A 23,690-nucleotide genomic window follows, 5' to 3' on the forward strand; every position below is an offset into this window, starting at 1 on the left:
GTCCCATCTTCACGCGAATTGAGGCAATAACCCGGATGAAGGACGAACCCCGCATGTGCGCCAGCAAGCTTTCAGTGGCCATCCAGATGGACCCCGTCCAGCACATCAATATCAACGCGGATTCGACCTTCGCCCTCGGGCTGGAGGCGCAGTCGCGCGGCCACAAGCTCTTCTATTACGAGCCGCACGAGCTCTCGATGCGCGACGGCCGCGCCTATGCGCAGATGCGCCCGCTCACGCTTCGCCGCGAGACCGGCAATCATTCGACACTCGGCAGCCGTGAAAAGGTTTTTCTCGAAGAGGTCGACGTGGTGCTGATGCGTCAGGATCCGCCCTTCGACATGAGCTACATCACGGCGACGCATATCCTCGAAACCGCCCATCCGAAAACGCTCGTCGTGAACGATCCGGCCGAAGTTCGCAACGCGCCGGAAAAGCTTTTCGCCGTCCGCTTCAAGGGCCTCCTTCCGCCGACGCTCATCAGCCGCGATCCGGGCGAAATCCGCGACTTCCGCAAGGAGTTCGGCGACATCATCGTGAAACCGCTTTTCGGCAATGGCGGCGTGGGCGTCTTCCGCATTCGCGAGGGCGACGAGAACCTGAACTCGCTTCTCGAAATGTTCGGCCAGATGAATCGCGAACCTGTCATCGTGCAGCGCTATCTGCCGGAAGTCCGTCAGGGCGACAAGCGCATCATCCTCGTGGACGGCAAGCCCGTCGGTGCGATCAATCGTGTGCCGGCCGAGGGCGAGGCGCGCTCCAACATGCATGTCGGCGGCCGCGCCGAGAAATGGATGCTGACGAAGCGCGAAAGCGAGATCTGCGAAATCATCGGCCCCGAGCTGAAGGCGCGCGGATTGATCTTCGTCGGCATCGATGTGATCGGCGATTACCTCACCGAAATCAACGTGACCTCACCGACCGGCATTCAGGAGATCGACCGTTTCGACAATGCCAATCTCTCCGGCCTCGTCTGGGACGCGATCGAGGCACGCCTCTGACGTTTCGGCGGGCGGCAGGAAGATCACATCCTCGAACTCGCGGCCCGTCTCCCCGAGATGCAGCTTCAGTGCCTCATAACCCAGAGGCATGAGCTCGTCTCTGGACCGGTCGACCATCAGCATTGAGTAGCCCGCCTCCTCGAAGAAGCGCAGCAGCTCCTCATGTGAATCGCCGATGGCTTTCAGGGCTTTCGGCGCGACTTCGCAAAGCACGAGCGGCTTGTCGCGCAGGATCGTCTTTCGCGCGCCGGAGATGAGCTGCCACTCATAGCCTTGTGTATCGCTCTTCAGCACATCGAGCCTGCGGTCGATGCGGCGGTCCGCGATATAATCGTCGAGCGCATAGATCGGTACGGAGATCTTGTTGCCCTGCTTCCATATGAGATCGGGGTTGAAGCTGTGTCCGCCCGGATTTGCCTCGTCGGTAATGAGGTCGAACGTCCCGCTCGTCGCGGCAAGCCCGGCTTGTTCGGCAACGACGTTTTTTGTCGGCAGAAGAGCGACATTCTCCGTCAGGAGCGCATGGTTCGCCGGGAAAGGTTCAAAGGCGACGACAAGGCCCTCCGGGCCCACGATGTTCGATGCTACCAATGTGTAGTGACCGAAATTCGCGCCCGCATCGACGACAAAGCCGCCAGGCTTCAACCGGCTGATGAAGAAATCCGTTTCACACGCCTCCCAGCAGCCGCGGCGCAATACGACGCGGGTCAGCGTTCCCTTTCGCGGATGGACCCGCAGACGGTAATGCTGCGTACGCATGATGAAGGGCTTTTGGGGCCTGAAGAGATAGAAAAGAATGCGCCAGAGACCGGCAACAAACCTGTTTGTTCCGACGAGTTCCGTCGGAAAACGCCGCGCGATGGCGGCGAAAATTCTCTCGCGCAATTGGCCCCCCGCCATGTCTGTGTGATCTTATTTTACAGGACACGGAGGAGCTTAGTATGTGCCCCCCTCACTGTCCACAAAGGGGACAGCGAGGGGGGCAACTGGAGGGTGGCCGTTCAGTCTTCGTCGACCGTCGTGGTGGTCGTTTCCGTATGCACGGTCTGGGGCTGCTCCTGGATGACGGTGCGTTTCGTCACCGTCTCGCTGTCGCTGCCGCAACCGGCGGCGAGAGAAAGAACACCGACCGCGAATATCGGCGCTGCGACGCGGGTGAACAGGGTCTTGGTCATGGTGAGTATCCTTCAATCCGTCATTGCTGAACCCGCAGCGAAAAACGGGGAGCGGAGACGTTTGTTCCCGCAGTCATGAAATGACCCCGCAAGCGCCGCAATTGAGGCAGCGCCCGATGTGGCGGCACCGGTCAAGCGGCATCAATGAAGCGGCGGAGGCAGTTTTTTGCCGTTCCGCCAAATCCGGCTAGTCTCTCGGCTTCCTGAATGCGGGTGGAGGGGCTCATGCGAATGAACGGTGTGCGATACGGTATTGCGGCAGTGGCCGCGCTTGTGCTTCTGGCGGCGCTATGGACGCTGCGTCCCTCGTTCGGACCATCCGGGCCCGAGCGTTCGCCTGAAGAGATCGCCGCCAGCATTCACCGTGAAGCCATCGTCATCGACACCCATGTCGACATTCCGAGTTTCCTCGGCTCCGGGAAATACGATCCGGGCCTGCGCGGCAGCTTCCCCGTACAGGTCGACCTGCCGCGCATGCGCGAGGGCGGTCTCGATGCCGTGTTCTTTATCGTCTATGTCTCGCAGACGGAGCGCGGCGCCGCCGGTTATGCGCAGGCCGCTTCCGAGGCGCTGAAAAAATTCGCCGCCATCCGCCGCATGACCGATATTCAGTATAAGGATGAGGTTGGCCTCGCGCTGACCGCCGCCGATGTCCGCAAACTTCATGAAGAGGGCAAACGCATTGCCTTGATCGGCATCGAGAACGGCTATTCCATCGCGAAAGAGCCTGCCCTTCTCGATTTCTACTACGATCTTGGCGCGCGCTATTTCGGCCTCGTCCATAACGGTCACAACGATCTCGCCGACAGCGCGCAACCTCGCGAAAAGCTTGGCGACAGGCCGAATGAGGAAAACGGAGAGCATGGCGGCCTCTCGGCGCTGGGCCGCGAGGCGATCGGGCGGGCCAACGATCTTGGAATGATGGTCGACGTTTCGCATTCTTCCCGCGCGGCCACGCTCGCGGCGGTCGAGGTCTCGCGCGCGCCCGTCATCGCCTCTCATTCGGCGGTCGCGGCGCTTCGCGATCACCCGCGCAATCTCTCCGACCGGGAAATGAAGGCCATCGCGGCAAAGGGCGGCGTTGTCCAGATCGTCGCCTTCGACGAATATCTCCATCCCGTGCCGGAAGAGAAAAAGGCGGCCCGCCGGGAGCTCGCCGGTTCGCTTGGCCTCACCAGCCTCGATGCCGTTTTCGATGCGGACGAGGAGACAAAAGCGAAATTCATCGAGGGTCTGGCGGAGATCGATGCGAAATGGCCGCGCGCCAGTGTTGCGCTTCTCGCCGACCATATCGGCTACGCGGTGAAGCTCATCGGCGTCGATCATGTCGGCATCGCCTCGGACTTTCAGGGCGGCGGCGGCATCGAGGGCTGGTCCCATGCAGGCGAGACGCCGAACGTCACGGCCGAGCTTGTCCGGCGCGGCTATTCGCAAGAAGAGATCGTGAAAATCTGGGGCGGCAACCTGCTCCGCGTCATGGAGGCGGCGGAGAGGGCTCGACAGCCGCGCTGAGCGAGCCAATCCGCCGCAGCCTTGCCGGATTGCCTTGGGCGCGAGCCTTGTGTATTGATTTTGACAATCAATCGCAAAAAGGATGGGGATATGGCCGAAGCGAAAAATCTGAGACTGGATACCAATGACGAGGCGCGGTCGATGGCCGAAACCCTGCTGCGCACCGTACGCTACGGCACGCTGGCGGTCCTCGAGCCCGGCAGCGGTCACCCCTTTACCTCGCGCGTCGGTTGCGTACCCGACATGGACGGCACCGTTTATATTCCGCTCTCCGGCCTTTCCGCACATACCAAAGCGCTGATGGCGGACCCGCGCTGCTCGCTGCTCCTCGGCGAAACCGGCAAGGGCGACCCGCTGACCAATCCCCGCCTGTCGCTCAAGGGCCGCGCCGTCCGGGTGGAAAGGGACAGCGACACCCATGCGCGGCTCTACCGTCGCTATATCGCCCGCCAGAAGAAGGCCGGGCTTTATCTCGATCTGCCGGATTTCGCCTTCTACCGGATGGAAAGCGATCATGCCTTCCTCAATGGCGGCTTCGGCAAGGCCTTCGACCTGACCGGCGCCGACATGTTCCTGCCGCAGGACGAACTGCTGGGCGAACTCATCAAGGTCGAGGAGGGCATCGTCTCCCACATGAACGAGGATCATGGCGAAGCCGTCGGGCTCTACGCCACCGTTCTTGCGGAGGCGGAGGCCGGTCCCTGGCGCATCGCCACGATCGACCCGCGCGGGCTCGATCTCGTGCTGGGCGAGCGGCTCATCCGTCTGAACTTCGCCACACCCTTGAAGTCCGCCGCCGAAATCCGCCCCGTCCTCGTCGAAATGGCGAAGGAAGCCCGCGTGAAGCTCGCGGGCTGATCTCTCTTCGGATAGCCTCTCCCAAACGAAAGGGAGAGGCTATGAAGCCCGCAGCAACATTTTTCCTGATGGCACTCGCCTTGCCTGCCACGGCGCAGGCGGCGAGCTTCGATTGCGCGAAGGCGTCCTCCCCGCGCGAGAAGACCATCTGCACCACGCCCGAACTTTCGAAAGCCGATGAAGAAATCGCCGCCCGTTATGAAGCGGCGATGTCGAAGCTCTCGTCCGAAGGCGCCGCGCGTTTTCGCGACGGCCAGCGTTCATGGCTGGGTTTTCTCGGCAAGGCCTGCCCGGCAGGCGGCGAGGAATGTCTCGCGTCTTTCATGACGGATCGCGTCGAATTCCTGTCCGGTGCGGTGGCGCAGGAAGGCGGCAACGTGTTCTTTGCGTGGGACGACTGGCGTTTCATCGCGCCTGCAAAGGAAGGCGAGGAGGAACTGCCGGGCGCGAACGACATGCGCTACCGCCAGCAGCTGCATTACGGCATCGACGCGCCAGACACGGATGGCGAGCGCGCCTTCAATGCGCAAGTCGTGAAAGAGGAGAAATATCTCTGGAACGGCTTTGACGGCGAGAGGCGCATGTGGGCGTCCTTCACGCTCAACATGGCGACACCCGATCTCGTCAGTCTCGACATGATGGAGTGGCAATATCCGCTCGGCGCCGCGCATGGTTTCGGCGCGTCCGCCCATCTGAACTTTCGGCTCGATGAAGGCCGCCTCCTCCGCGCGGACGATATCTTCGCCCGCGAAGGGTGGGAGGCCGCGCTCAGTGAAGCGATCCTGAAAGAGCTTCACGCGAGCGCCGGGGAAGATGGCGCGATCTATTTCGATGGCTATGAAGAGACGGTCGCTGAGACGGTCGCGAAACCCGAACACTGGGTACTGACCGGCGAAAACCTCGGCGTTAATTTCTCCGTCTACTCCATTGGCCCATACGCTATAGGCGAGCGCACACCCGCCATCCCCTGGACCGCCCTGTCTTCCTTCATTGCGAAAGAGGCGCCGCTCGGGCGCTGACGCGCCTTATTCGGGGCGGATGATCGGCGTCGACTGCGCGTTCTTCGCGGGCAGATCGGCGGTCGATTCCGTGTCCGTCGAGCCCATGGTGCCCGGTGCTTCCTGTGCGGGGCCCATATCGTCGCTGCTGCCGCAGCCCGCAAGCAAGCCGGTGGCGACGATCAGCGAAGCGGCGAGAGCGGGTGTCTTGAGCTTCATGGCGTGGTTTCCTTCCTTGCGCCCCGTTTAACATAACGTCCGGCTTCAAGCCGGGTTCCCGCTTGCCGGTACGTCTCGTGTTCCCATTTCGTTCTTGACGAGCCCGCCATTTCCGCTAGCCTTTCCGTAATCCGTCTCTTACGGGGCAGAAGGCGGGAAGGGGGCTCAATCCATGGTCGCGCATATCGAAACGGTGGCCTTTCAGGGCGTCGAGGCGCGGCCGGTGGACGTTCAGGTCCATATCGCGGGCGGCGTCGTCGGTTTCGCGGTCGTCGGGCTTGGCGACAAGGCCGTTGCCGAAAGCCGAGAGCGTGTCCGCGCCGCGCTCTCGGCGATAGGCCTCGGCCTCCCCGCCAAGCGCATCACCGTCAATCTCGCCCCCGCCGACATGCCGAAGGAGGGCAGCCATTACGATCTGCCGATCGCCCTTGGCCTTCTGGTTGCGATGGGCGTCCTGCCGCCGCAGGAGCTGGAGCGCTTCGTCTGTATTGGCGAACTCTCCCTCGATGGCGCAATCAATCCGGTCGCAGGCGCGCTGCCCGCCGCCATTGCCGCGAACAGCCGGGGCAAGGGCCTCATCTGCCCGCTCGAATGCGGCTCCGAGGCCGCCTGGGCCGGGATGGGCGAGGACAACCCGGGCGGCGTCCTCGCGCCCCGCTCCATCATCGCGCTGGTGAACCATTTCCGGGGCACGCAAGTCCTCTCCGAGCCTGAGCCCCTGAAGGCGGTGGAGGCGGGCGCTGTCCCCGATCTCCGTGACATCAAGGGACAGGAAACCGCGAAGCGCGCCCTTGAGGTCGCAGCCGCTGGCGGCCATAACATGCTGATGGTCGGCCCGCCGGGCTCCGGCAAGTCCATGCTCGCCTCCCGCCTGCCGGGCATTCTGCCCCCGCTCAGCCCCCGCGAAATGCTCGAAACCTCGATGGTCGCCTCGCTCGCGGGCGAGCTCCACCGCACCGGCGTCTCGCGCCGCAGGCCCTATCGCGCGCCGCATCATTCGGCCTCCATGCCCGCCCTTATCGGCGGCGGCCTGCGCGTGAAGCCGGGCGAGGTCTCGCTCGCCCATCGCGGCGTTCTGTTCCTCGATGAATTGCCGGAGTTTCCCCGTCAGGTGCTGGACAGCCTGCGCCAGCCGCTCGAAACCGGCGAGGCTGTGGTCGCGCGCGCCAATGCGCATGTGACCTTCCCGGCCCGCTTCCAGCTCGTCGCCGCCATGAACCCCTGCCGCTGCGGTCATGCGGGCGATGCCGCGCGCGCCTGCCCGCGCGTGCCGCGCTGCGTTTCCGACTATCAGGCCAAGCTCTCCGGCCCCATGCTCGACCGTATCGACATCCATATCGAGGTGCCCCCCGTCGCCCATGCGGACCTCGCCCTGCCGCCGCCTGCGGAAGGCTCGGCCGAAGTCGCCGCCCGCATCGCCGCCGCACGCGAGCTTCAGCAGGCGCGCTTCAGCGAACTTGTCGGCCCCGGCTCCATGCTCCTCAATTCCCATGTCGAGGGCGAATTGCTCGATCGCATCGCCGCGCCGGATGATTCCGGCCGCCGCCTTCTCGCCGAGGCCGCCGAACGCATGGGCCTCACCGCGCGGGGCTATCACCGTGTGCTGCGCGTGGCGCGCACTCTTGCCGACCTCGAAGGCGGCGGCGGTGTCCGCCGCATCCATGTCGCCGAAGCGCTCGCCTATCGCGAGACGGTGGCCGGCCGCCTCGGCGCCGCCGCCTGAGCCCCGGTTCCGCCGATCCGGTGCCAATCCCGAAGCGATTAGCCGGATCCGCTAACCCTTTGGAAACCACGACAAGGGCAGATTGACGGGCAATTCCGCTACTCTCCATGCCGGGAACCGCCCTTCATGTCCCTCTTCTCCACCGGAGAGACGCCTCTCACCCTGCTGGCCCTCGCTGCCGTGCTGCTGCTCGGCCTCGAAGCCTGGCGCCGCGCCGCCTCCCGCGCCCGCGCGCAGCGGGGCGAAATCGAGGTTCTGCAGGTCCGTCTCGAAACCCTGCGCGACGAGAAATGGGCGATTGCCGAACGTGAGGAGCGTTACCGCGACCTCGTCCGCGCCCAGGGCGACATCATCCTCCGCAAGGATCTCGAAGGCCGCCTCACCTATGTGAACGACGTCTTTTGCGACACCTTCGGCCTCGACCGGCCCGATGTGATCGGCCGGCCTTTCCTGCCCGAGCTTCCCGAAGGCCAGCGCCCGCGCATGCTGGCAAGTTTCGCCGGCCTCGCGACCCCGCCCTACCGCATGCGCTACGATGAATGCGCGATCACGACGCGCGGCCCCCGCTGGTTCGCATGGGAAGAATTCGCGATCCGCGACGAGAACGGCAAGCTCGTCGAAATCCAGGCCGTCGCCCGCGACGTGACCGACCGCAAGGAAACAGAGGAACGTCTCGCCGAGGCGCTTGCGCAGGCCAAGGATGCGAACCGCGCGAAGTCGCTCTTCCTCGCCACCATGAGTCATGAAATCCGCACGCCCATGAACGGCGTCATCGGCATGACGAAGCTCCTGCTCGATACGCGTCTCGACCCCGCGCAGCGCTCCTATGCAGAAGCCGTGCAGGCCTCGGGCGAAGCCCTCCTGAACATCATCAACGATATTCTCGACTACTCGAAGATCGAGGCGGGCAAGATAACACTCGACGAAGCCTCCTTCGATCCGCGCGCCGTGCTCGAAAGCGTGGCCGAGCTGCTGGCGCCGCGCGCCTTCGACAAGCATCTCGATATCGTCACCGAAGTTTCTCCTTCCGTGCCGCGCCTTCTTCTGGGCGACGAGGCGCGCATCCGCCAGATCCTGCTGAACCTCGCGGGCAATGCGATCAAGTTCACGGTCGAAGGCGGCGTGGCGCTTCGCCTCTTGCGCAAGGAAGGAAGCGCCGGTCGCGGCCCCTCCGGCCGCGTCGAGCTTCTGCTCGAAGTGGAAGACACCGGCATCGGCATGGACGAACATGCGCGCGAGCATATCTTCGATGAGTTTGCGCAGGCCGATCAGTCCCATGCCCGCCGCTTCGAGGGTACGGGCCTTGGCCTTGCCATCACGCGCCGCCTCGTCACCGCGATGGGCGGCAGCATCGAGGTCGAAAGCGAGGAGCGCCGCGGCTCGGTCTTCCGCGCGCGCATTCCGCTGCGCCTTGCCTTCGGTGAGAAAGAGACGCCCGCGCCCACGCCGCTCTCCGGTCTTTCCGTTCTCATTCTGAATGACCGTCCGCTTGTCGGCGGCGCCCTGTCGCGCGCCGCGTCGGCCGCCGGAGCCGGGACGCATCTCGCTGCCGACCGCGAGGCCGTGATGCGCGCGCTTGCATCCTCCTCCTACGATGTTTTCATCTGCCCGCTCGACGGCGATGCCATCGACGGCGCGGCGCTCGCCGCCGAAGCGCGCCGCCTTTCGCCGGGCACCGGCACGCTGATGCTGCTCCGTCCGCAGGACCGCGCCCGTCTCGAAGAGCTGACGCAAGGCGACGCCGCCCCCTTTGACGGTTATCTCGTGCGCCCCGTGCGCGCCGCCTCGCTCATCGCCCGCCTTACCGCGCTGCGTGTGCGCGGCTGGGCGCCGGACGCGCTCGCTCCCGCCACGCATGATTATGACGACGACATCGTCAAGAACGAAGAAGCGCCCGCCCTGCCTGCCGCCGATGCCGCCACGCTCGGAAGGCTGCGCATCCTTGTTGCCGAGGATAACGAGATCAATGCGCTCCTCACCCGCACCCTGCTCGAACATACGGGCCATGAAGTTCGTCTCGCGCGCAATGGCGGCGAAGCCGTGACCCATCTCGAAGCCGACACCGAAGAAGAAGTCGATCTCGTCCTGATGGATCTTCACATGCCCGGCATGGACGGTTTCGAGGCGACGGCCCGCATCCGCGCGCTTGTCACCTCCCATGCGCATCTCCCCGTCATTGCGCTCACCGCCAATGCGATGGCCGATGACCGCCAGGCCTGCCTCGATGCGGGCATGGACGACTATCTCTCCAAGCCCGTCTCTGCCGAGGCCCTTGCCGAAACGCTGGCGCGCTGGGTCGGCCGCCGCTCCCCGCATCGCGCGCCTGACGGACAGGATGGCGAAAAGGCGAATCACGCCTAAAGTGGGGCCTCGATTTCCGGGGTCAGGGGAGAGCCATCCAATGCCGGCCATGACGCGCGCCCGCGGCTGGGCGTCGAGCCTTGCGGTCTATCTCGAATACCGTTCCATCATCATGCTGCTGCTCGGCTTCTCGTCGGGCCTGCCCTTTCTGCTTGTCTTCTCGACCCTGTCGGCCTGGCTGCGCGAGGCGGGGATTTCGCGCACCGATATCGGCCTGATGAGCTATGTCGGCCTCGCCTACACGATCAAGTTCCTCTGGGCCCCCGTCCTCGACCATCTGCATCTGCCGGTGCTGAACCGCCTGCTCGGCAAGCGCCGCGCATGGATGCTGCTCGCGCAGCTCGTTGCCGCGGGCGCGCTGGTCGGCCTGTCGCTTTCAGATCCCGCTCATGCGCTCATGCCTGTCGTCATCTGCGCGCTCGTCCTCGCCTTCGCCTCCGCCACGCAGGACATCTCGATCGATGCCTGGCGCATCGAGGCCGCCTCCGACGAGAAGCAGGGCGCGCTCGCCGCGCTCTACCAGCTCGGCTATCGCATCGCCTTGATCGCCTCGGGCGCGGGCGCGCTCTATCTCGCCGAAGGTGTCTCCTGGTCGAGTGCCTATCTGGCAATGGCCGCGCTCATGGGCGTCGGCATTCTGGCGGCCCTCTTTGCACCGCGTGTTGCGGAAGCCGAGGCGCCTGCCGTTGGCGAGGAAGCGCTCGAAAGCTTCGCGCGCCGCCATCACATCGAGGGCCGTGCGCAGCGCATCGTCACCTTCCTCTATCGCGCGGTCGTCGCGCCCTTCGTGGATTTCTTCCAGCGCTACGGCTGGTGGGCGCTCGTTCTGCTTGCGCTGATCGGGCTCTACCGTGTGCCCGACTTCGTCATGGGTGTGATGGCGAACCCGCTTTACATCGATCTTGGCTTCGAGCTTTCCACCATCGCCACGGTGGTGAAGCTCTACGGCATCTGGATGACCATTGGCGGCGCTCTTGTCGGGGGCATCGTCTCCGCGCGCCTGGGCGTGCTGCCCTCGCTGCTCCTCGGTGCCATCGCCGCCACTGGCACAAACCTGATCTTCGTCTGGCTCGCCTTTCAGGGGGCGGACCCGGTCGCGCTCGCCGTCACCATCTCCATCGAGAATTTTTCGGGCGGCTTCGCGGGCACCTGCCTCATCGCCTATATGTCGAGCCTCGTGAACCATGAATTCGCGGCCACGCAATATGCACTTTTCAGTTCGGCCTTCGCGCTGCCGGGCAAGATCCTGGGCGGCCTTTCCGGCGTCATGGTCGATGGTTTCTCCGCCAGCCCGCGCATCGCCGGGCCGATTGCCGAGGCCGCGCCCCATCTCACCATGCAGACGGCGGGCTATGTGCCCTTCTTCATCACCACGGCGCTGATGGGCCTTCCCGCCATCCTGCTCATCCTGCTGGTGATGCATGTCCGCCCCGGCCCGGACAAACCTGAAGCGGCAAAGCAGCCGGATCAGGGCCCCGGTAAAGCCGCTTGACGCAGGCCCCCCTGAATATACAAGTGAGAACAAGGTCTTAGCGCTGTCACTTCACTGTCGCGTCTTTGTCGCGTGAGCCTGCGACAAGATGGAACTCGCCTTGGCATAGCGTGGCGATAGTGAAAGGATAGGGAAAATGGCCGTTCGGCGCTCTCTGGGGCTGGATAGAGGCATTGGGGCAGGGGGAAGTCTTGTGTCGCCCGCCGGGCTGCCGAGGGCGGGGCATGCCGGGGTGAGTACAGAAATAGGTTCGGGTTCCGGAATAATGACATCGAGAGAGACGGACCGGCAGGGGGCGCTCGCCGAGGCGGCAACGCTGCCCGTGAGCTACGGCCGCAAGGGTGCGCTTGAAGTGCGTCTTGCGCGTTCCCCCCGCGAGATCGATGCGGCGCAGGCCGTGCGCTACCGCGTCTTCTATGAGGAGATGTCGGCAACGCCGGACGACGCGACGCGTGCGAGCAAGCGCGACGCCGACCGCTTCGACGAAATCTGCGATCACCTGCTCGTGGTCGATCACTCGCTGGTGCCCGAAGGCGAAGGCGGGGAGGGCGATCTGCCGCCCGAAGCGGTCGTCGGCTGCTACCGTCTGCTCCGCCAGGAAGTCGCGGAGAAGAATGGCGGCTTCTACACCGCCAGCGAATACGACATCGCGCCGCTTCTCGCGCGCCATGCCGACCTGAATTTTCTGGAGCTTGGCCGGTCCTGTGTGCTGAAGCCCTATCGCAACAAGCCGACGGTGGAGCTTCTCTGGCACGGCATCATGCATTACGTCACCGCGCATGATCTCGACGTGATGTTCGGCTGTGCGAGCTTCGAGGGCACGGACCCGGCCGCTCTCGCCGCGCCGCTTTCCTACCTCCATCACCATCATGCCGCGCCGGACGACTGGAAGGTCCGCGCCCTGCCGGACCTCTATGTCGAGATGAACCGGATGGCCGAAGCCGATCTCGATCCGCGCGAGGCGCTCCGCGCGCTCCCGCCCATGATCAAGGGCTATCTCCGTGCGGGCTGCTATATCGGCGAAGGCGCGGTGATCGACCACCAGTTCGGCACCACCGACGTGCTGATCCTCTTCCCCGTCGCGCAGATTTCGGACCGCTATCTCACGAAGTTCGGTGCGAAGTTCGGCACGCCGGACGGCAAGGCCTGACGCTCGACCCATTTCTCGTCATTGCTTCGCTTCGCCCGCAATGACGAGAAGGTGAAACGTCAGCGATACAAGTTATACGCCGCCAGCGCCGCCATGTTCACGAGGTCGGAAACCGTCGCCGTCATCGGCACGATCTGCACCGGCTTCTTGAGGCCGACAAGCAGCGGGCCGATCAGCGTCGAGCCGCCCAGCACGCGGAGCAGCTTCGTCGAGATCGAGGCCGCATGGATCGCGGGCATGACGAGCACATTCGCCGTGTCTGTGAGCCTGCAGAACGGATAGAGCGCCATCGTCTCGCGGTTGAGCGCGACATCGGCGGCCATTTCCCCGTCATATTCGAAATCGACCTGGCGTTCGTCGAGAATGCGCACCGCGTCGCGCACCGTCGAGGGGCGCTCATGCGTATGCGTGCCGAAGCTCGAATTGGCGAGCATCGCGACGCGCGGCTCATAGCCGAGACGGCGCGCGACTTCCGCCGCCTGCGTGGCGATATCGGCAAGCTCTTCCGGCGTCGGCATTTCGTGAACATTCGTGTCGGCGACGAGCACGGTGCGCCCGCCCGCAACGACCAGCGTCACACCGATCGGGCGCTTGTCGTCCACCGCGTCGATCACGCGGCGCACTTCTTCCAGCGCGACCGAATAGGTCCGCGTCACACCCGTCACCATCGCGTCCGCATCGCCGCGTTCCACCATCACGGCGGAGAAGATGTTGCGGTCATTGCTCACGAGGCGGTGGCAGTCGCGATAGAGATAGCCGTTGCGCTGCTGCTTCTCATAGAGGAAGTCGGTATATTCCGGGATCTTCTCCGAAAGCCGCGCATTGCGGATATCGAGATCGGTATTGGGGTCGAGGCCGATCTGCTTCAGCGTGTCGCGGATCTGCTCTTCCCGGCCCACAAGGATCGGATGGCCGAGGCCGCCGTCGCGGAAGGCGAGCGCCGCGCGGATCACGCGCTCTTCCTCGCCCTCGGAGAAGACGACGCGCTTCGGGTCGCGCCGCACCTTGTCCATGATGACCTGCAACGTGCCGGCGGTCGGATTGAGCCGCGCCTGCAGGCGGTTCTTGTAGGCTTCCATGTCGACGATGGGCGAGCGCGCGACGCCCGAATCCATCGCCGCCTTGGCGACGGCGGGCGGGATTTCGCGGATCAGCCTCGGATCGAACGGCACGGGGATGATGTATTGCGGGCCGAAGCGCGGGCGTTCGCCGTGATAGGCGGCGGCGACTTCGTCCGGCACGTCCTCGCGCGCGAGCTTCGCCAGCGCCTCAGCACAGGCGATCTTCATGTCTTCGTTGATTGCGCTGGCGCGCACGTCGAGCGCGCCGCGGAAAATATAGGGAAAGCCGAGGACGTTGTTCACCTGGTTGGCATAGTCGCTGCGGCCCGTCGCCATGATGGCGTCGTCGCGCACCTGCGCCACTTCTTCCGGCGTGATCTCGGGGTCGGGGTTCGCCATCGCAAAGATGATCGGCTTGTCGGCCATCGAGGCGACCATCTTCTGGTTGATCGCGCCCTTGGCTGAAAGCCCGAGGAACACATCCGCGCCCTGCATCGCCTCTTCGAGGGTGCGCGCATCCGTGGTCGCCGCATGTGCGGACTTCCACTGGTTCATGCCTTCTTCGCGGCCCTTGTAGATGACGCCCTTGGTGTCGCAGAGAAGCGCGTTGTCATGCGGCAGGCCCATCGCCTTGATGAGTTCGAGGCAGGCGATGCCGGCCGAGCCCGCGCCGTTCACGACGATCCTGGTTTTCTTGATGTCGCGGCCCGTCAGGAAGAGCGCATTGATGAGCCCCGCCGCCGTGATGATCGCCGTACCGTGCTGGTCGTCGTGAAAGACGGGAATGTCCATCATCTCGCGCAACCGGCTTTCGATCACGAAGCAGTCGGGCGCGGAAATGTCTTCCAGATTGATGCCGCCGAAGGAGGGCCCCAGATAGCGCACCGAATTGATGAAGGCGTCGACATCCTTCGTATCGACTTCGAGGTCGATCGAGTCGACATCGGCGAACCGCTTGAAGAGGACGGCCTTGCCTTCCATCACCGGCTTCGAGGCGAGAGCGCCGAGGTCGCCGAGCCCGAGGATCGCCGTACCGTTCGAGATCACGGCGACGAAGTTCCCCTTCGAGGTGTAGTCATAGGCCGCGTCCGGGTTTTCCGCGATCGCGCGCACCGGCACCGCGACGCCGGGGCTATAGGCGAGCGAGAGATCGCGCTGCGTCGCCATCGGCTTGGTCGCATTGATTTCGAGCTTCCCGGGCTTTCCCTGGGAATGGAAGAGGAGCGCTTCCTCGTCTGTAAACTGGCGGCGCTTTTTGCTCATTGTCACTGATCCGGTCTGTCGGCATGGGGTGGTTGGGCGCTGGCGCCCGCTCCCGAAGCCCGCTTTTTAGGCTGGCAATAGGCCAATAACAAGCGAACTCCGTTGATTTTGCGTGTCCTTGCCACGCTTTGCCGCGCCTGTCCCCATTCTTCCGGGCCCCATCCCCCCTTCCTGCCTTTTCGCGCGGCGTCGTTCTGATACTCTGCCGCCCCCAATGGAAGCCGATATGTCCGAACGCGCCGCCACCTTCGCTCATCAGAACGAGCCGCCCGCCGCCCCGCCCGCTGTTCCGGCGGAGGCGACTCCAATGATGGCGCAATATCTGGAGATAAAGGGCCAGTGGCCGGATGCCCTCCTTTTCTACCGGATGGGCGATTTCTATGAGCTCTTCTTCGAGGATGCCGTAGCGGCGGCGGGCGCCCTCGATATCGCGCTGACGAAGCGCGGCAAGCATCTGGGCGATGACATCCCCATGTGCGGCGTCCCCGTCCACAGCCATGACGCCTATCTGGAGCGCCTGATCCGCAAGGGCTTCAAGGTCGCCGTCTGCGAACAGGTGGAAGACCCCGCCGAGGCAAAGAAGCGCGGCGCGAAATCCGTCGTCGCCCGCGCCGTCCAGCGCCTCGTCACGCCGGGGACGCTGACCGAGGACACGCTCCTCGACGCCCGCGCGCATAATTATCTTGCGGCTCTGGCAAGGGTCGGCAGCGAGGGCGAGCTTGGCCTCGCCTGGGCGGATGTTTCGACTGGCGAATTTGCCGTCACGGGCGTTTCGCCCTCGGGGCTTGGCGCGGAGCTGGCCAGACTCTCGCCCGGCGAACTCCTGGTACCGGAAGGATTCGCGGCCGACGAAGACAGCCGCGAAACCCTCGCCCATTCCGGCGCCGCCCTCACCCTTCTGCCTTCCGCCCGTTTCGACAGCGGCAATGCCGAGCGCCGCCTGAAGGGTCATTTTGCCGTCTCGGCACTGGATGGCTTCGGCGCCTTCTCCCGCGCGGAACTGGGCGCGATGGGCGCGCTGCTCGACTATGTCGAGCTGACGCAGGTCGGGCGGATGCCGGCCCTTGCCGCCCCCCGCCGCGTCGCCACCGTCGAGACGATGGCGATCGACGCCGCCACCCGCGCGAACCTCGAACTCGTCCGCACCCTTCAGGGCGAAACGGCGGGCTCGCTCCTTGCCGTGATCGACCGCACGGTCACGGGCGCGGGCGCGCGCGAACTGGGCTCGCGTCTCGCCGCCCCCCTGACGGACCCGCAAGCGATCAACCGCCGCCTCGATGCCGTCGAATGGCTGGTGGAGGGCCGTGACGTTCGCCGCGATCTCCGCACCGCGCTCAAATCCGCGCCCGATATCGCCCGTGCGCTTTCGCGCCTCTCGCTCGGCCGTGGCGGCCCGCGCGATCTCGCCGCCATCGCGGGCGGTCTTGCCGCCGCGCACAGGCTTTGCGGCGCGCTCGATGCCGCGCCCCCCTCGCTCCTGCCGCTGCCGGACGAGATCGCGGGCGAATGCGCCGCGATGGAGAATGTCGCGGCCCCCCTGAAGGAGCGCCTTGCCGCCACGCTTGCCGAGGAACTGCCCTTGATCGCCCGCGATGGCGGTTTCATCGCGAAGGGGGCCTCCGCCGATCTCGATGAGACCCGCGCGCTGCGCGACGATGCGAGGAAGCTCATCGCCGGTCTTCAGGCGAAATATGCGGAAGAAACAGGCGTTTCCGCCCTCAAGGTCCGCCACAACAACGTGCTCGGTTATTATATCGAGGTGCCGCCGCGCCACGGCGAGAAGCTCGTCCAGCCGCCATTTTCCGAAACCTATATCCACCGTCAGACCATGGCGAATGCCATGCGCTTCACCACGACGGAGCTCGCCTCCCTCGCCAGCCGCATCGCGGAAGCCGCGGGCCGCGCGCTTGAAATCGAGCTCGCCCTTTTCGATGAACTCGTCGCCGCGGCGCTTGCCGAAACATCCGCGCTTGCCCGCACGGCGCAAGCGCTCGCTGCACTCGATGTGACGGCGGCATTGGCCGAGCTTGCCGTGGAGCGCCGCCATGTCCGCCCCCGCGTCGATGCGAGCCTCGCCTTCGCGATCCGTGGCGGCCGCCACCCCGTGGTCGAGGCTGCACTGGCGAAGACGGGCGAGCAGTTCGTCCCCAACGATTGCGACCTCAGCGCCGACAGCGCCGAGCAGTCGGCTACGGATAGGTCAGGTGCGGAGGGAGGAGCGCAGTCCCGACACGACGCACCCAAATCATTATGGCTGCTCACCGGCCCCAACATGGCCGGTAAATCGACCTTCCTGCGGCAGAACGCGCTCATCGCCATCATGGCGCAGATGGGCGCTTTCGTGCCTGCCGATGAAGCGCATATCGGCACCGTCGACCGTCTCTTCTCGCGTGTCGGCGCGGCGGACGATCTCGCACGCGGCCGCTCCACCTTCATGGTCGAGATGGTGGAAACCGCCGCGATCCTCAATCAGGCGGGGCCCCGTTCCCTCGTCATTCTCGACGAGATCGGGCGCGGCACCGCGACCTTTGACGGGCTCTCGATTGCCTGGGCCGCCGTCGAGCATCTGCATGATGTGAACCGTTCGCGCGCCCTTTTCGCCACCCATTACCACGAGTTGACGGTGCTGGCCGAAAAGCTCGCGCACCTCGCCAACGCCACCATGAAGGTCAAGGAATGGAAGGGCGATGTCGTCTTCCTGCATGAGGTCGGCCCCGGCGCGGCGGATCGCTCCTACGGCATTCAGGTTGCAAAGCTTGCAGGGCTCCCGTCGCCCGTCATCGCCCGTGCACAGTCCGTTCTCTCGACGCTTGAAAAAGGCAATGACCGCGAGGCCCGCGCGAAACTGATCGACGACCTGCCGCTCTTCTCCGCCACCGCAAGGCCCGATGCTCCGCCTGCGGAAGAAAGCGCGGCTGAGGCCGAATTGAAAGCGATCAACCCCGACGATCTGACGCCGAAGGAAGCGCTGGAGCTGCTCTACAAGCTCAAGGGTCTGGCGCGGGAATGAGACGCACCGCGGGCGCGTTTTTCGTGAAGGATGGCCGTGTGCTTCTCGCGCGTCGCGCCGCGCACAAGGAAACCTACCCCGATTGCTGGGATATTGTGGGCGGACATGTCGAGCCCGGCGAGACAGTCGAGCAGGCGTTGATCCGGGAAACGATGGAAGAACTCGGCGTCACGCCGCTGCAATTCGAAGCGGTGGGTCTGTTCGCCGAGCCGCTGCCGGAGCGATACGGCGAAGCGGTGCATCATTTTTTCAGGGTCACCGAATGGCGCGGCGAACCTTCGTTGACAGACGACGAACACACCGAGCTTCGCTGGTTCACGCTCGATGAAGCCTGTACGCTCGAAGACCTCGCAATTCCCGAATACAGGGAATTGTTCGCGATCCTTCTCACGCGAAGCTGAAGACTGCGGGAAGGATGAGGGGGGCTACTTCCGTGCGATATAAATACACTCGTCGCGCAGCAAGCCCCACTTCACTTCTTCTTCCGGCTTGCGGCGATAGGGCTCGACGGAGGTGAACCCCGCGGCCTTCAGCTTCTCCGCAAAGTCGCGCCCGTAGAAGCGTTTGTGGTCCGTGCCGCCGAAATGGACGAAGCGTTCGTCCGGGTCGGTGATCGCGTCGTTCTCATAGGTCTCGTCGCGCGAGAGATTGATCGGCACCGAGAAGAAGCCGTAGCCGCCCGGCTTCAACACGCGGAACATTTCCGTCATCGCCGCCTTGTCGTCGTCGATATGCTCGAACACATGGTTCGCGATCACGGCGTCATAGCTGTTGTCCGGCCGGTCGATCTGCGTGATGTCGAGGCGGAACTTCGCGATCTTCGCATAGAGGTCGGCGGGCTCGTAATCGGGATTGTTCTTCATCGCCCGCATCAGCCACTTCTCGGGGCCGAATTGCAGGATCTTCATGGCCGCGAGGTCGATGCCGTGTTCGGTGAGATAGAGTTGCAGCAGGCGGTGCCGCTCGCGCGAGCCGCAATTGGGGCAGCGCGAATCCCAGCGTGAGGGCCGGCCCACCGACAGGAAAATGCCGTGATAGCCGCAGACGGGGCAGGTGCGGTGAATTTTCTTGCGCGAAAACTGCGCGCGGTCTTTCCACCAGCCCTGAAGAAGACGGCTGAAAATTTTCCGCCGGTCGATTGTCGTATCCACGTTCAATAGCTGTCCGCCCGTTTTGCCCGCTTTTCGGCCGGGCGCAAAAAATGAAGGCCACAATGTCGGCCTCGGCAAAATCTTGTCAAGCAGGCCCGCGGTTTTTGTCCGAAACGGGTAAGGATTTCTGTAGTTTGCCCGGAATATGATAAGCCTTCTTGATCGCCTCACGCCTGTCCTCATATGCCGGTTTGGGGCGCGCCGGTGGCCGCCCCGGTGCCTGAAACCGAACCTCCGAGGAGTTGCCCCGTATGGGCCGTACCCTGCCAAGCATGCTTGAAATCGCCGATCCCGCCGAAATCCGGGAGAAGCTCGATGCCGTTCGCGCCACCGCGAAGGATGAGCAGGCGGTGCAGAGCGGCATTGTCGCGGTACTGAAGCAGACGCTGACGCAGGGCCGCGAAAAGGCGCGGCAGCGGCTGGAGCAGGGCGCTCACAGGGGCCGCTCCTGCGCCGAGAGCATCTGCTACCTCCAGGACACGATCATCCGCGAGCTCTACACTTTCGCGACCGAGCATGTTTTTCCCGCCCCGAACCCGAGCGAGGCCGAGCGCCTCGCCATTGCCGCGGTCGGCGGCTATGGCCGGGGCACACTCGCGCCGGGCTCCGATATCGACCTGCTTTTCCTGCTGCCCTACAAGCAGACCCCCTGGGGCGAGAGCGTCGTCGAATACATGCTCTATGCGCTCTGGGATCTGGGCCTGAAAGTCGGTCATTCGACGCGCTCCATCCCCGATTGCATCCGTCTTTCGCGCGAGGATTTCACCATTCGCACCTCGCTCCTCGAGGCGCGCTTCATCTATGGCGACCGCAAGCTCTTCAGCGAACTCGAAACCCGCTTCGACGAGGAAGTGGTGAAGGGCACCGGCAATGAATTCGTGGAGGCGAAGCTCGCCGAGCGCGATGTCCGTCATCAGCGTTCGGGCGAAAGCCGCTATCTGGTCGAGCCCAATGTGAAGGAAGGCAAGGGCGGTCTTCGCGATCTCAACACGCTTTTCTGGATCGCGAAATATGTCTACCGCGTGAAGCAGACCTCCGATCTCGTGAAGGTCGGCGTCTTCACCAAGGAAGAATACCAGACCTTCCGCAAGGCGGAGAATTTCCTCTGGGCGGTGCGCTGCGAGCTGCACTTCCTCACCGGCCGCGCCGAAGAGCGCATCACCTTCGACCTCCAGACCGAAATGGCGAACCGTCTCGGCTATCAGGAACATCGCGGGCTGAAGGCGGTCGAGCGTTTCATGAAGCACTACTTTCTTGTCGCCAAGGATGTCGGCGACCTGACGCGCATTTTCTGCGCCGTGCTCGAAGAACAGGAAAAGAAGAAGCAGCCCTCCATCGGCCGCTTCATGCAGGCCATGCGCCGCAAGAAGGTCATTCGCGGCTTCACCGTGGAGACGGGCCGTCTCTCCGTCGACAATGTATCCTTCTTCGAAAGAGACCCGGTCAATATCATCCGCCTCTTTCACGTCGCGGAGAGCCACGGCCTCGATATTCATCCCGACGTGCTGAAGCTTGTCACGCGCTCGCTGAAGCTGGTCGACGCCTCGCTTCGCAAGAACGAGGAGGCGAACCGTCTCTTCCTCGAAATTCTTGCCTCGAAGAAGACGCCGGAAATCACGCTGCGCCTGATGAACGAGGCAGGCGTGCTCGGCCGCTTCGTGCCGGATTTCGGCCGCATCGTCGCGCTGATGCAGTTCAACATGTATCACCACTACACCGCGGACGAACATCTCCTGCGCGCCATCGGCATTCTCTCGGAAGTCGAGAAGGGCAAGGATCTCAAGGAATATCCGCTCGCGCATGAACTCATGGGCAAGCTGAAAAGCCGCAACGCGCTCTACATGTCCGTCTTCCTGCATGACATCGCCAAGGGCCGCGACGAGGATCACTCGGATGCCGGTGCGGCCATCGCGCGCAAGCTCTGCCCGCGTCTCGGCATGGGCCCCGGCGAAACCGAAACCGTCGCCTGGCTCGTGCAGAACCATCTCGTCATGTCCGATGTCGCGCAGCGCCGCGACATTGCCGACCCGCGCACCGTCCGCGATTTCGCCAGCCTCGTGCAGAGCCCCGAGCGTCTGAAGATGCTTTATGTCCTTACCGTCGTGGACATCATGGCCGTCGGTCCCGGCGTCTGGAACGGCTGGAAGGGCCAGCTTCTGCGCCAGCTCTATTTCGAGACGGAAGCGGTCCTGCAGGGCGGCGAAAGTGCCTTGAACCGCAAGGGCCGCGTCGTGGAAGCAAAGAACGCACTCACCGAGCGCCTGTCCGACTGGTCGAAAACCGCTGTCGAGCGCTATCTGAAGCGTCATGGCGATGCCTATTGGATATCGACCGACACGGATTTGCAGGAGCGTCACGCGCGTTTCATCGAAGGCGCGAAGGACAAGCCGCTTGCCATCTCCGTCGAGCCGGAGCCGCTGCGCGACATCACCGAGCTTACCCTCTACACGCAGGACCATCCGGGCCTCTTCGCGCGCTTCGCGGGCGCTTGCGCCATCCTCGGCATGAACATCATCGACGCGAAGATTTTCACCACGCGCGACGGCATGGCCCTCGACATGCTCTGGGTGCAGGATCCCGACGGCACCGCCGTGCGCGAGGAACGCCGCATCCGCCGCCTCGAAGACATGATCCGCAAGGTGCTTGCGGGCGAGGTACTGCCGCCCGACGCCATCGAGAGCCGTCAGCGCCGCGAGCGCCGCGCCGATGCCTTCACCGTCGCCCCGCAGGTCTTCATCGACAATGATGCGTCGGATGCCTACACGGTCATCGAGGTGAACGGTCTCGACCGTCCGGGCCTCGTGCATTCGCTGGCGCGCGCACTCTTCCACCTGGGGCTGACCATCGGCTCGGCCCACATCACAACCTATGGCGAGCGTGCGGTCGACGTCTTCTATGTGAAGGACGTGATCGGCCACAAGGTTACCAACGCCAACAAGAAGAAGGCCGTCCACCGTCATCTTCAGGAGGCGCTCGCCGATCCGATGAAAAAAGCAAGGCCCGCCAAGCGCCGCCGCGAAGATGTGGCCGCAGAGTGAGGTTCCCGCGAACATGAAGCGACGCTAGATGAATCTCGTCCGTTCGGCCGCGACCGTCGGCGGCACCACGCTCATCAGCCGTCTGCTCGGCTTCCTGCGCGACGTCATGGTCGCCGCCGCCCTCGGCACGGGGCCGATAGCGGACGCTTTCTTCGTCGCCTTCCGCTTTCCCAACATGTTCCGCTCGATCTTCGCGGAGGGTGCGTTCAACTCGGCCTTCGTGCCGCTCTTTGCCAAGCGCCTCGAAGGCGAGGGCGAAAACGCCGCACGGCGCTTCGCGGAAGATGCGCTTGCCGTTCTGCTCGTCGCGCTCCTCGTGCTCACCATCGCCGCCGAACTGGCGATGCCTTGGCTCATGCTCGTCTTCGCGCCGGGCTTTTCGCAAGACCCGCAGAAATTCGCATGGGCGGTCGAGTTCACGCGCATCGCCTTTCCCTATCTTCTCTTCATCTCGCTCACCGCGCTGCAATCGGCGATCCTGAATTCGCTTGGCCGCTTCTTTCCGGGCGCCGCCGCCCCGGTCATGCTGAACGTGACGATGATCCTCGCGATCCTCTTTCTCGTGCCGCTGACCGATAATCCGGGCCGCGCGCTCAGCTGGGGCGTCGCGGCGGCGGGCGTCGTGCAATTCGTCTGGCTCACGGTTTCGCTCTGGCGCGCGGGCATGGTGTTGCGGCTCCGCCTGCCGAAGCTCACGCCCGATGTCCGCCGTCTCTTCCGTCTCGGTGTGCCCGGCGTCATCGCGGGCGGCATCACGCAAGTGAACCTCACCATCGGCACCATGATCGCCTCGCTTCAGGCCGGCGCCGTTTCCTGGCTCTATTATGCCGACCGCATCTACCAGTTGCCGCTCGCCGTCATCGGCATTGCTATCGGCATCGTGCTGCTGCCGGAACTGTCGCGCCGCCTGCGCGCGGAGGATGCGGCGGGCGCAAGCTGGAGCCAGAACCGGGCGGTCGAATTCTCGATGCTGCTGACGGTCCCTGCCGCTGCCGGGGCTGCCGTCCTCGCCTTCGACATCATCCGCGTTCTCTTCGAGCGCGGCGCGTTCATGCGTTCGGACACGGAGGCGACCGCGCTCGCCCTCGTCATCTATGCGGCGGGCCTTCCCGCTTTCGTCCTCATCAAGGTTTTTCAGCCCGCCTTCTTCGCGCGCGAGGACACGAAGACGCCGCTCCGCTTCGCCGCCATCTCCATCGCCGTCAACATCGCGACAAGCTTCGCCCTCTTTCAATATTTCGGCTTTGCCGGCATCGCCACCGGCACCACGCTCGCCGCCTGGGTGAATGCGGGGCAGCTTGGCACCCGCCTCTACCGCCGCGGCGAGTTCGCGCCCGACGCGCAGTTGCTGCGCCGCCTGCCGCTCACCCTTCTCGCTTCGGTGGGCATGGGGGCCGCCCTCTGGTTCGGTGCGGAGGCGCTCGCCCCCTTCTTCGAGAACGGCCTTCTCGTCAGCATCGCCGCCCTTTTCGCGCTCATCGCGGGCGGCGTCCTCGTCTATTTCCTCCTCTGCGAGGTCACGGGCGCCTCGCGCCTCCGCGATCTCCGCCGCGCCTTCACGCGGCATTGACGTGACATTGACGTGGCATTGACGGGGGGCCCCGTCCCTTCATTGTTGACAGGCGGCGGCTGCTCGCGCTGGGATGGCGGTGGCGATCCGGCGCAACGGGGAGGGGAT

Annotated in this window: 17 protein-coding genes; 12 read left to right on the forward strand and 5 right to left on the reverse strand. The window is 64.4% G+C overall.

Annotated elements, in window-relative coordinates; genetic code table 11:
- Positions 1 to 35 precede the first annotated feature (35 nt).
- Positions 36 to 1,001, forward strand: coding sequence for a glutathione synthase (gene gshB, locus ABJO61_RS12400; RefSeq protein WP_348325115.1), 966 nt, complete (start codon positions 36 to 38; stop codon positions 999 to 1,001).
- Here gshB and ABJO61_RS12405 read toward each other — a convergent pair.
- Together ABJO61_RS12405 and ABJO61_RS12410 are read right to left on the reverse strand one after the other, a co-directional pair.
- The gene (locus tag ABJO61_RS12405; RefSeq protein WP_348325113.1) at positions 915 to 1,886 is read right to left on the reverse strand and encodes an FkbM family methyltransferase; all 972 of its coding nucleotides are present in this window, start codon (positions 1,884 to 1,886) and stop codon (positions 915 to 917) included. The two genes, gshB and ABJO61_RS12405, sit on opposite strands and share 87 nt — an antisense overlap.
- 116 nt (positions 1,887 to 2,002) lie before the next feature.
- The gene (locus tag ABJO61_RS12410) at positions 2,003 to 2,176 is read right to left on the reverse strand and encodes a hypothetical protein (protein WP_348325111.1); all 174 of its coding nucleotides are present in this window, start codon (positions 2,174 to 2,176) and stop codon (positions 2,003 to 2,005) included.
- Between the two features lie 225 nt (positions 2,177 to 2,401).
- On the opposite strand from ABJO61_RS12410, the gene ABJO61_RS12415 reads away from it, so the two are divergent.
- The 3 genes from ABJO61_RS12415 to ABJO61_RS12425 all read left to right on the forward strand — a co-directional run bounded on the left by ABJO61_RS12415 (position 2,402) and on the right by ABJO61_RS12425 (position 5,565).
- The gene (locus ABJO61_RS12415) at positions 2,402 to 3,688 is read left to right on the forward strand and encodes a dipeptidase (protein ID WP_348325109.1); all 1,287 of its coding nucleotides are present in this window, start codon (positions 2,402 to 2,404) and stop codon (positions 3,686 to 3,688) included.
- Positions 3,689 to 3,778: 90 nt separating this feature from the next.
- Positions 3,779 to 4,546, forward strand: a complete 768-nt coding sequence (locus ABJO61_RS12420) for a DUF2470 domain-containing protein (RefSeq protein ID WP_348325107.1) — start codon at positions 3,779 to 3,781, stop codon at positions 4,544 to 4,546.
- A gap of 41 nt (positions 4,547 to 4,587) precedes the next feature.
- A complete protein-coding gene (locus ABJO61_RS12425) occupies positions 4,588 to 5,565 on the forward strand; it encodes a DUF3298 domain-containing protein (protein WP_348325105.1) in 978 nt (325 codons plus the stop codon).
- A 6-nt stretch (positions 5,566 to 5,571) separates the two neighbouring features.
- Here ABJO61_RS12425 and ABJO61_RS12430 read toward each other — a convergent pair whose 3' ends face one another.
- Positions 5,572 to 5,763, reverse strand: a complete 192-nt coding sequence (locus ABJO61_RS12430; protein ID WP_348325103.1) for a hypothetical protein — start codon at positions 5,761 to 5,763, stop codon at positions 5,572 to 5,574.
- A 172-nt stretch (positions 5,764 to 5,935) separates the two neighbouring features.
- On the opposite strand from ABJO61_RS12430, the gene ABJO61_RS12435 reads away from it, so the two are divergent.
- From ABJO61_RS12435 to ABJO61_RS12450, 4 genes are all read left to right on the forward strand, one after another.
- Positions 5,936 to 7,486, forward strand: coding sequence for a YifB family Mg chelatase-like AAA ATPase (locus tag ABJO61_RS12435; protein WP_348325101.1), 1,551 nt, complete (start codon positions 5,936 to 5,938; stop codon positions 7,484 to 7,486).
- Between the two features lie 126 nt (positions 7,487 to 7,612).
- Positions 7,613 to 9,847: a response regulator gene (locus ABJO61_RS12440; RefSeq protein WP_348325099.1), complete on the forward strand. Its 2,235-nt coding sequence runs from the start codon at positions 7,613 to 7,615 to the stop codon at positions 9,845 to 9,847.
- A 40-nt stretch (positions 9,848 to 9,887) separates the two neighbouring features.
- Positions 9,888 to 11,339 (forward strand): AmpG family muropeptide MFS transporter, encoded by a 1,452-nt coding sequence (locus ABJO61_RS12445; RefSeq protein ID WP_348325097.1) that lies wholly within the window; start codon positions 9,888 to 9,890, stop codon positions 11,337 to 11,339.
- Positions 11,340 to 11,604: 265 nt separating this feature from the next.
- A complete protein-coding gene (locus tag ABJO61_RS12450) occupies positions 11,605 to 12,489 on the forward strand; it encodes a GNAT family N-acyltransferase (protein ID WP_348325095.1) in 885 nt (294 codons plus the stop codon).
- Between the two features lie 59 nt (positions 12,490 to 12,548).
- Here ABJO61_RS12450 and ABJO61_RS12455 read toward each other — a convergent pair whose 3' ends face one another.
- Entirely contained in the window at positions 12,549 to 14,813 is a 2,265-nt protein-coding gene (locus ABJO61_RS12455) for an NADP-dependent malic enzyme (RefSeq protein WP_348325093.1), read from the reverse strand.
- Positions 14,814 to 15,123: 310 nt separating this feature from the next.
- Between ABJO61_RS12455 and mutS the strand changes: the two genes are divergently transcribed.
- Both mutS and ABJO61_RS12465 read left to right on the forward strand, forming a co-directional pair.
- Entirely contained in the window at positions 15,124 to 17,823 is a 2,700-nt protein-coding gene (gene mutS, locus ABJO61_RS12460) for a DNA mismatch repair protein MutS (protein ID WP_348325319.1), read from the forward strand.
- A complete protein-coding gene (locus ABJO61_RS12465; RefSeq protein WP_348325091.1) occupies positions 17,820 to 18,224 on the forward strand; it encodes an NUDIX hydrolase in 405 nt (134 codons plus the stop codon). Before mutS ends, ABJO61_RS12465 begins: the two co-directional genes overlap by 4 nt.
- Positions 18,225 to 18,248: 24 nt before the next feature.
- On the opposite strand, the gene ABJO61_RS12470 is transcribed toward ABJO61_RS12465, so the two are convergent.
- Positions 18,249 to 18,974: a class I SAM-dependent methyltransferase gene (locus tag ABJO61_RS12470; protein ID WP_348325089.1), complete on the reverse strand. Its 726-nt coding sequence runs from the start codon at positions 18,972 to 18,974 to the stop codon at positions 18,249 to 18,251.
- A gap of 251 nt (positions 18,975 to 19,225) precedes the next feature.
- Here ABJO61_RS12470 and ABJO61_RS12475 point away from each other — a divergent pair, with 251 nt between their 5' ends.
- Positions 19,226 to 22,012, forward strand: coding sequence for a [protein-PII] uridylyltransferase (locus ABJO61_RS12475; protein WP_348325087.1), 2,787 nt, complete (start codon positions 19,226 to 19,228; stop codon positions 22,010 to 22,012).
- A gap of 28 nt (positions 22,013 to 22,040) precedes the next feature.
- Positions 22,041 to 23,582 carry a murein biosynthesis integral membrane protein MurJ gene (gene murJ / locus ABJO61_RS12480; RefSeq protein WP_348325085.1) on the forward strand — a complete coding sequence of 514 codons (1,542 nt, stop codon included), beginning with the start codon at positions 22,041 to 22,043 and terminating at the stop codon, positions 23,580 to 23,582.
- Positions 23,583 to 23,690: the final 108 nt, after the last annotated feature.

Origin of the sequence: Parvibaculum sp. (assembly GCF_039973015.1) — a bacterium.
GTDB lineage: Bacteria > Pseudomonadota > Alphaproteobacteria > Parvibaculales > Parvibaculaceae > Parvibaculum.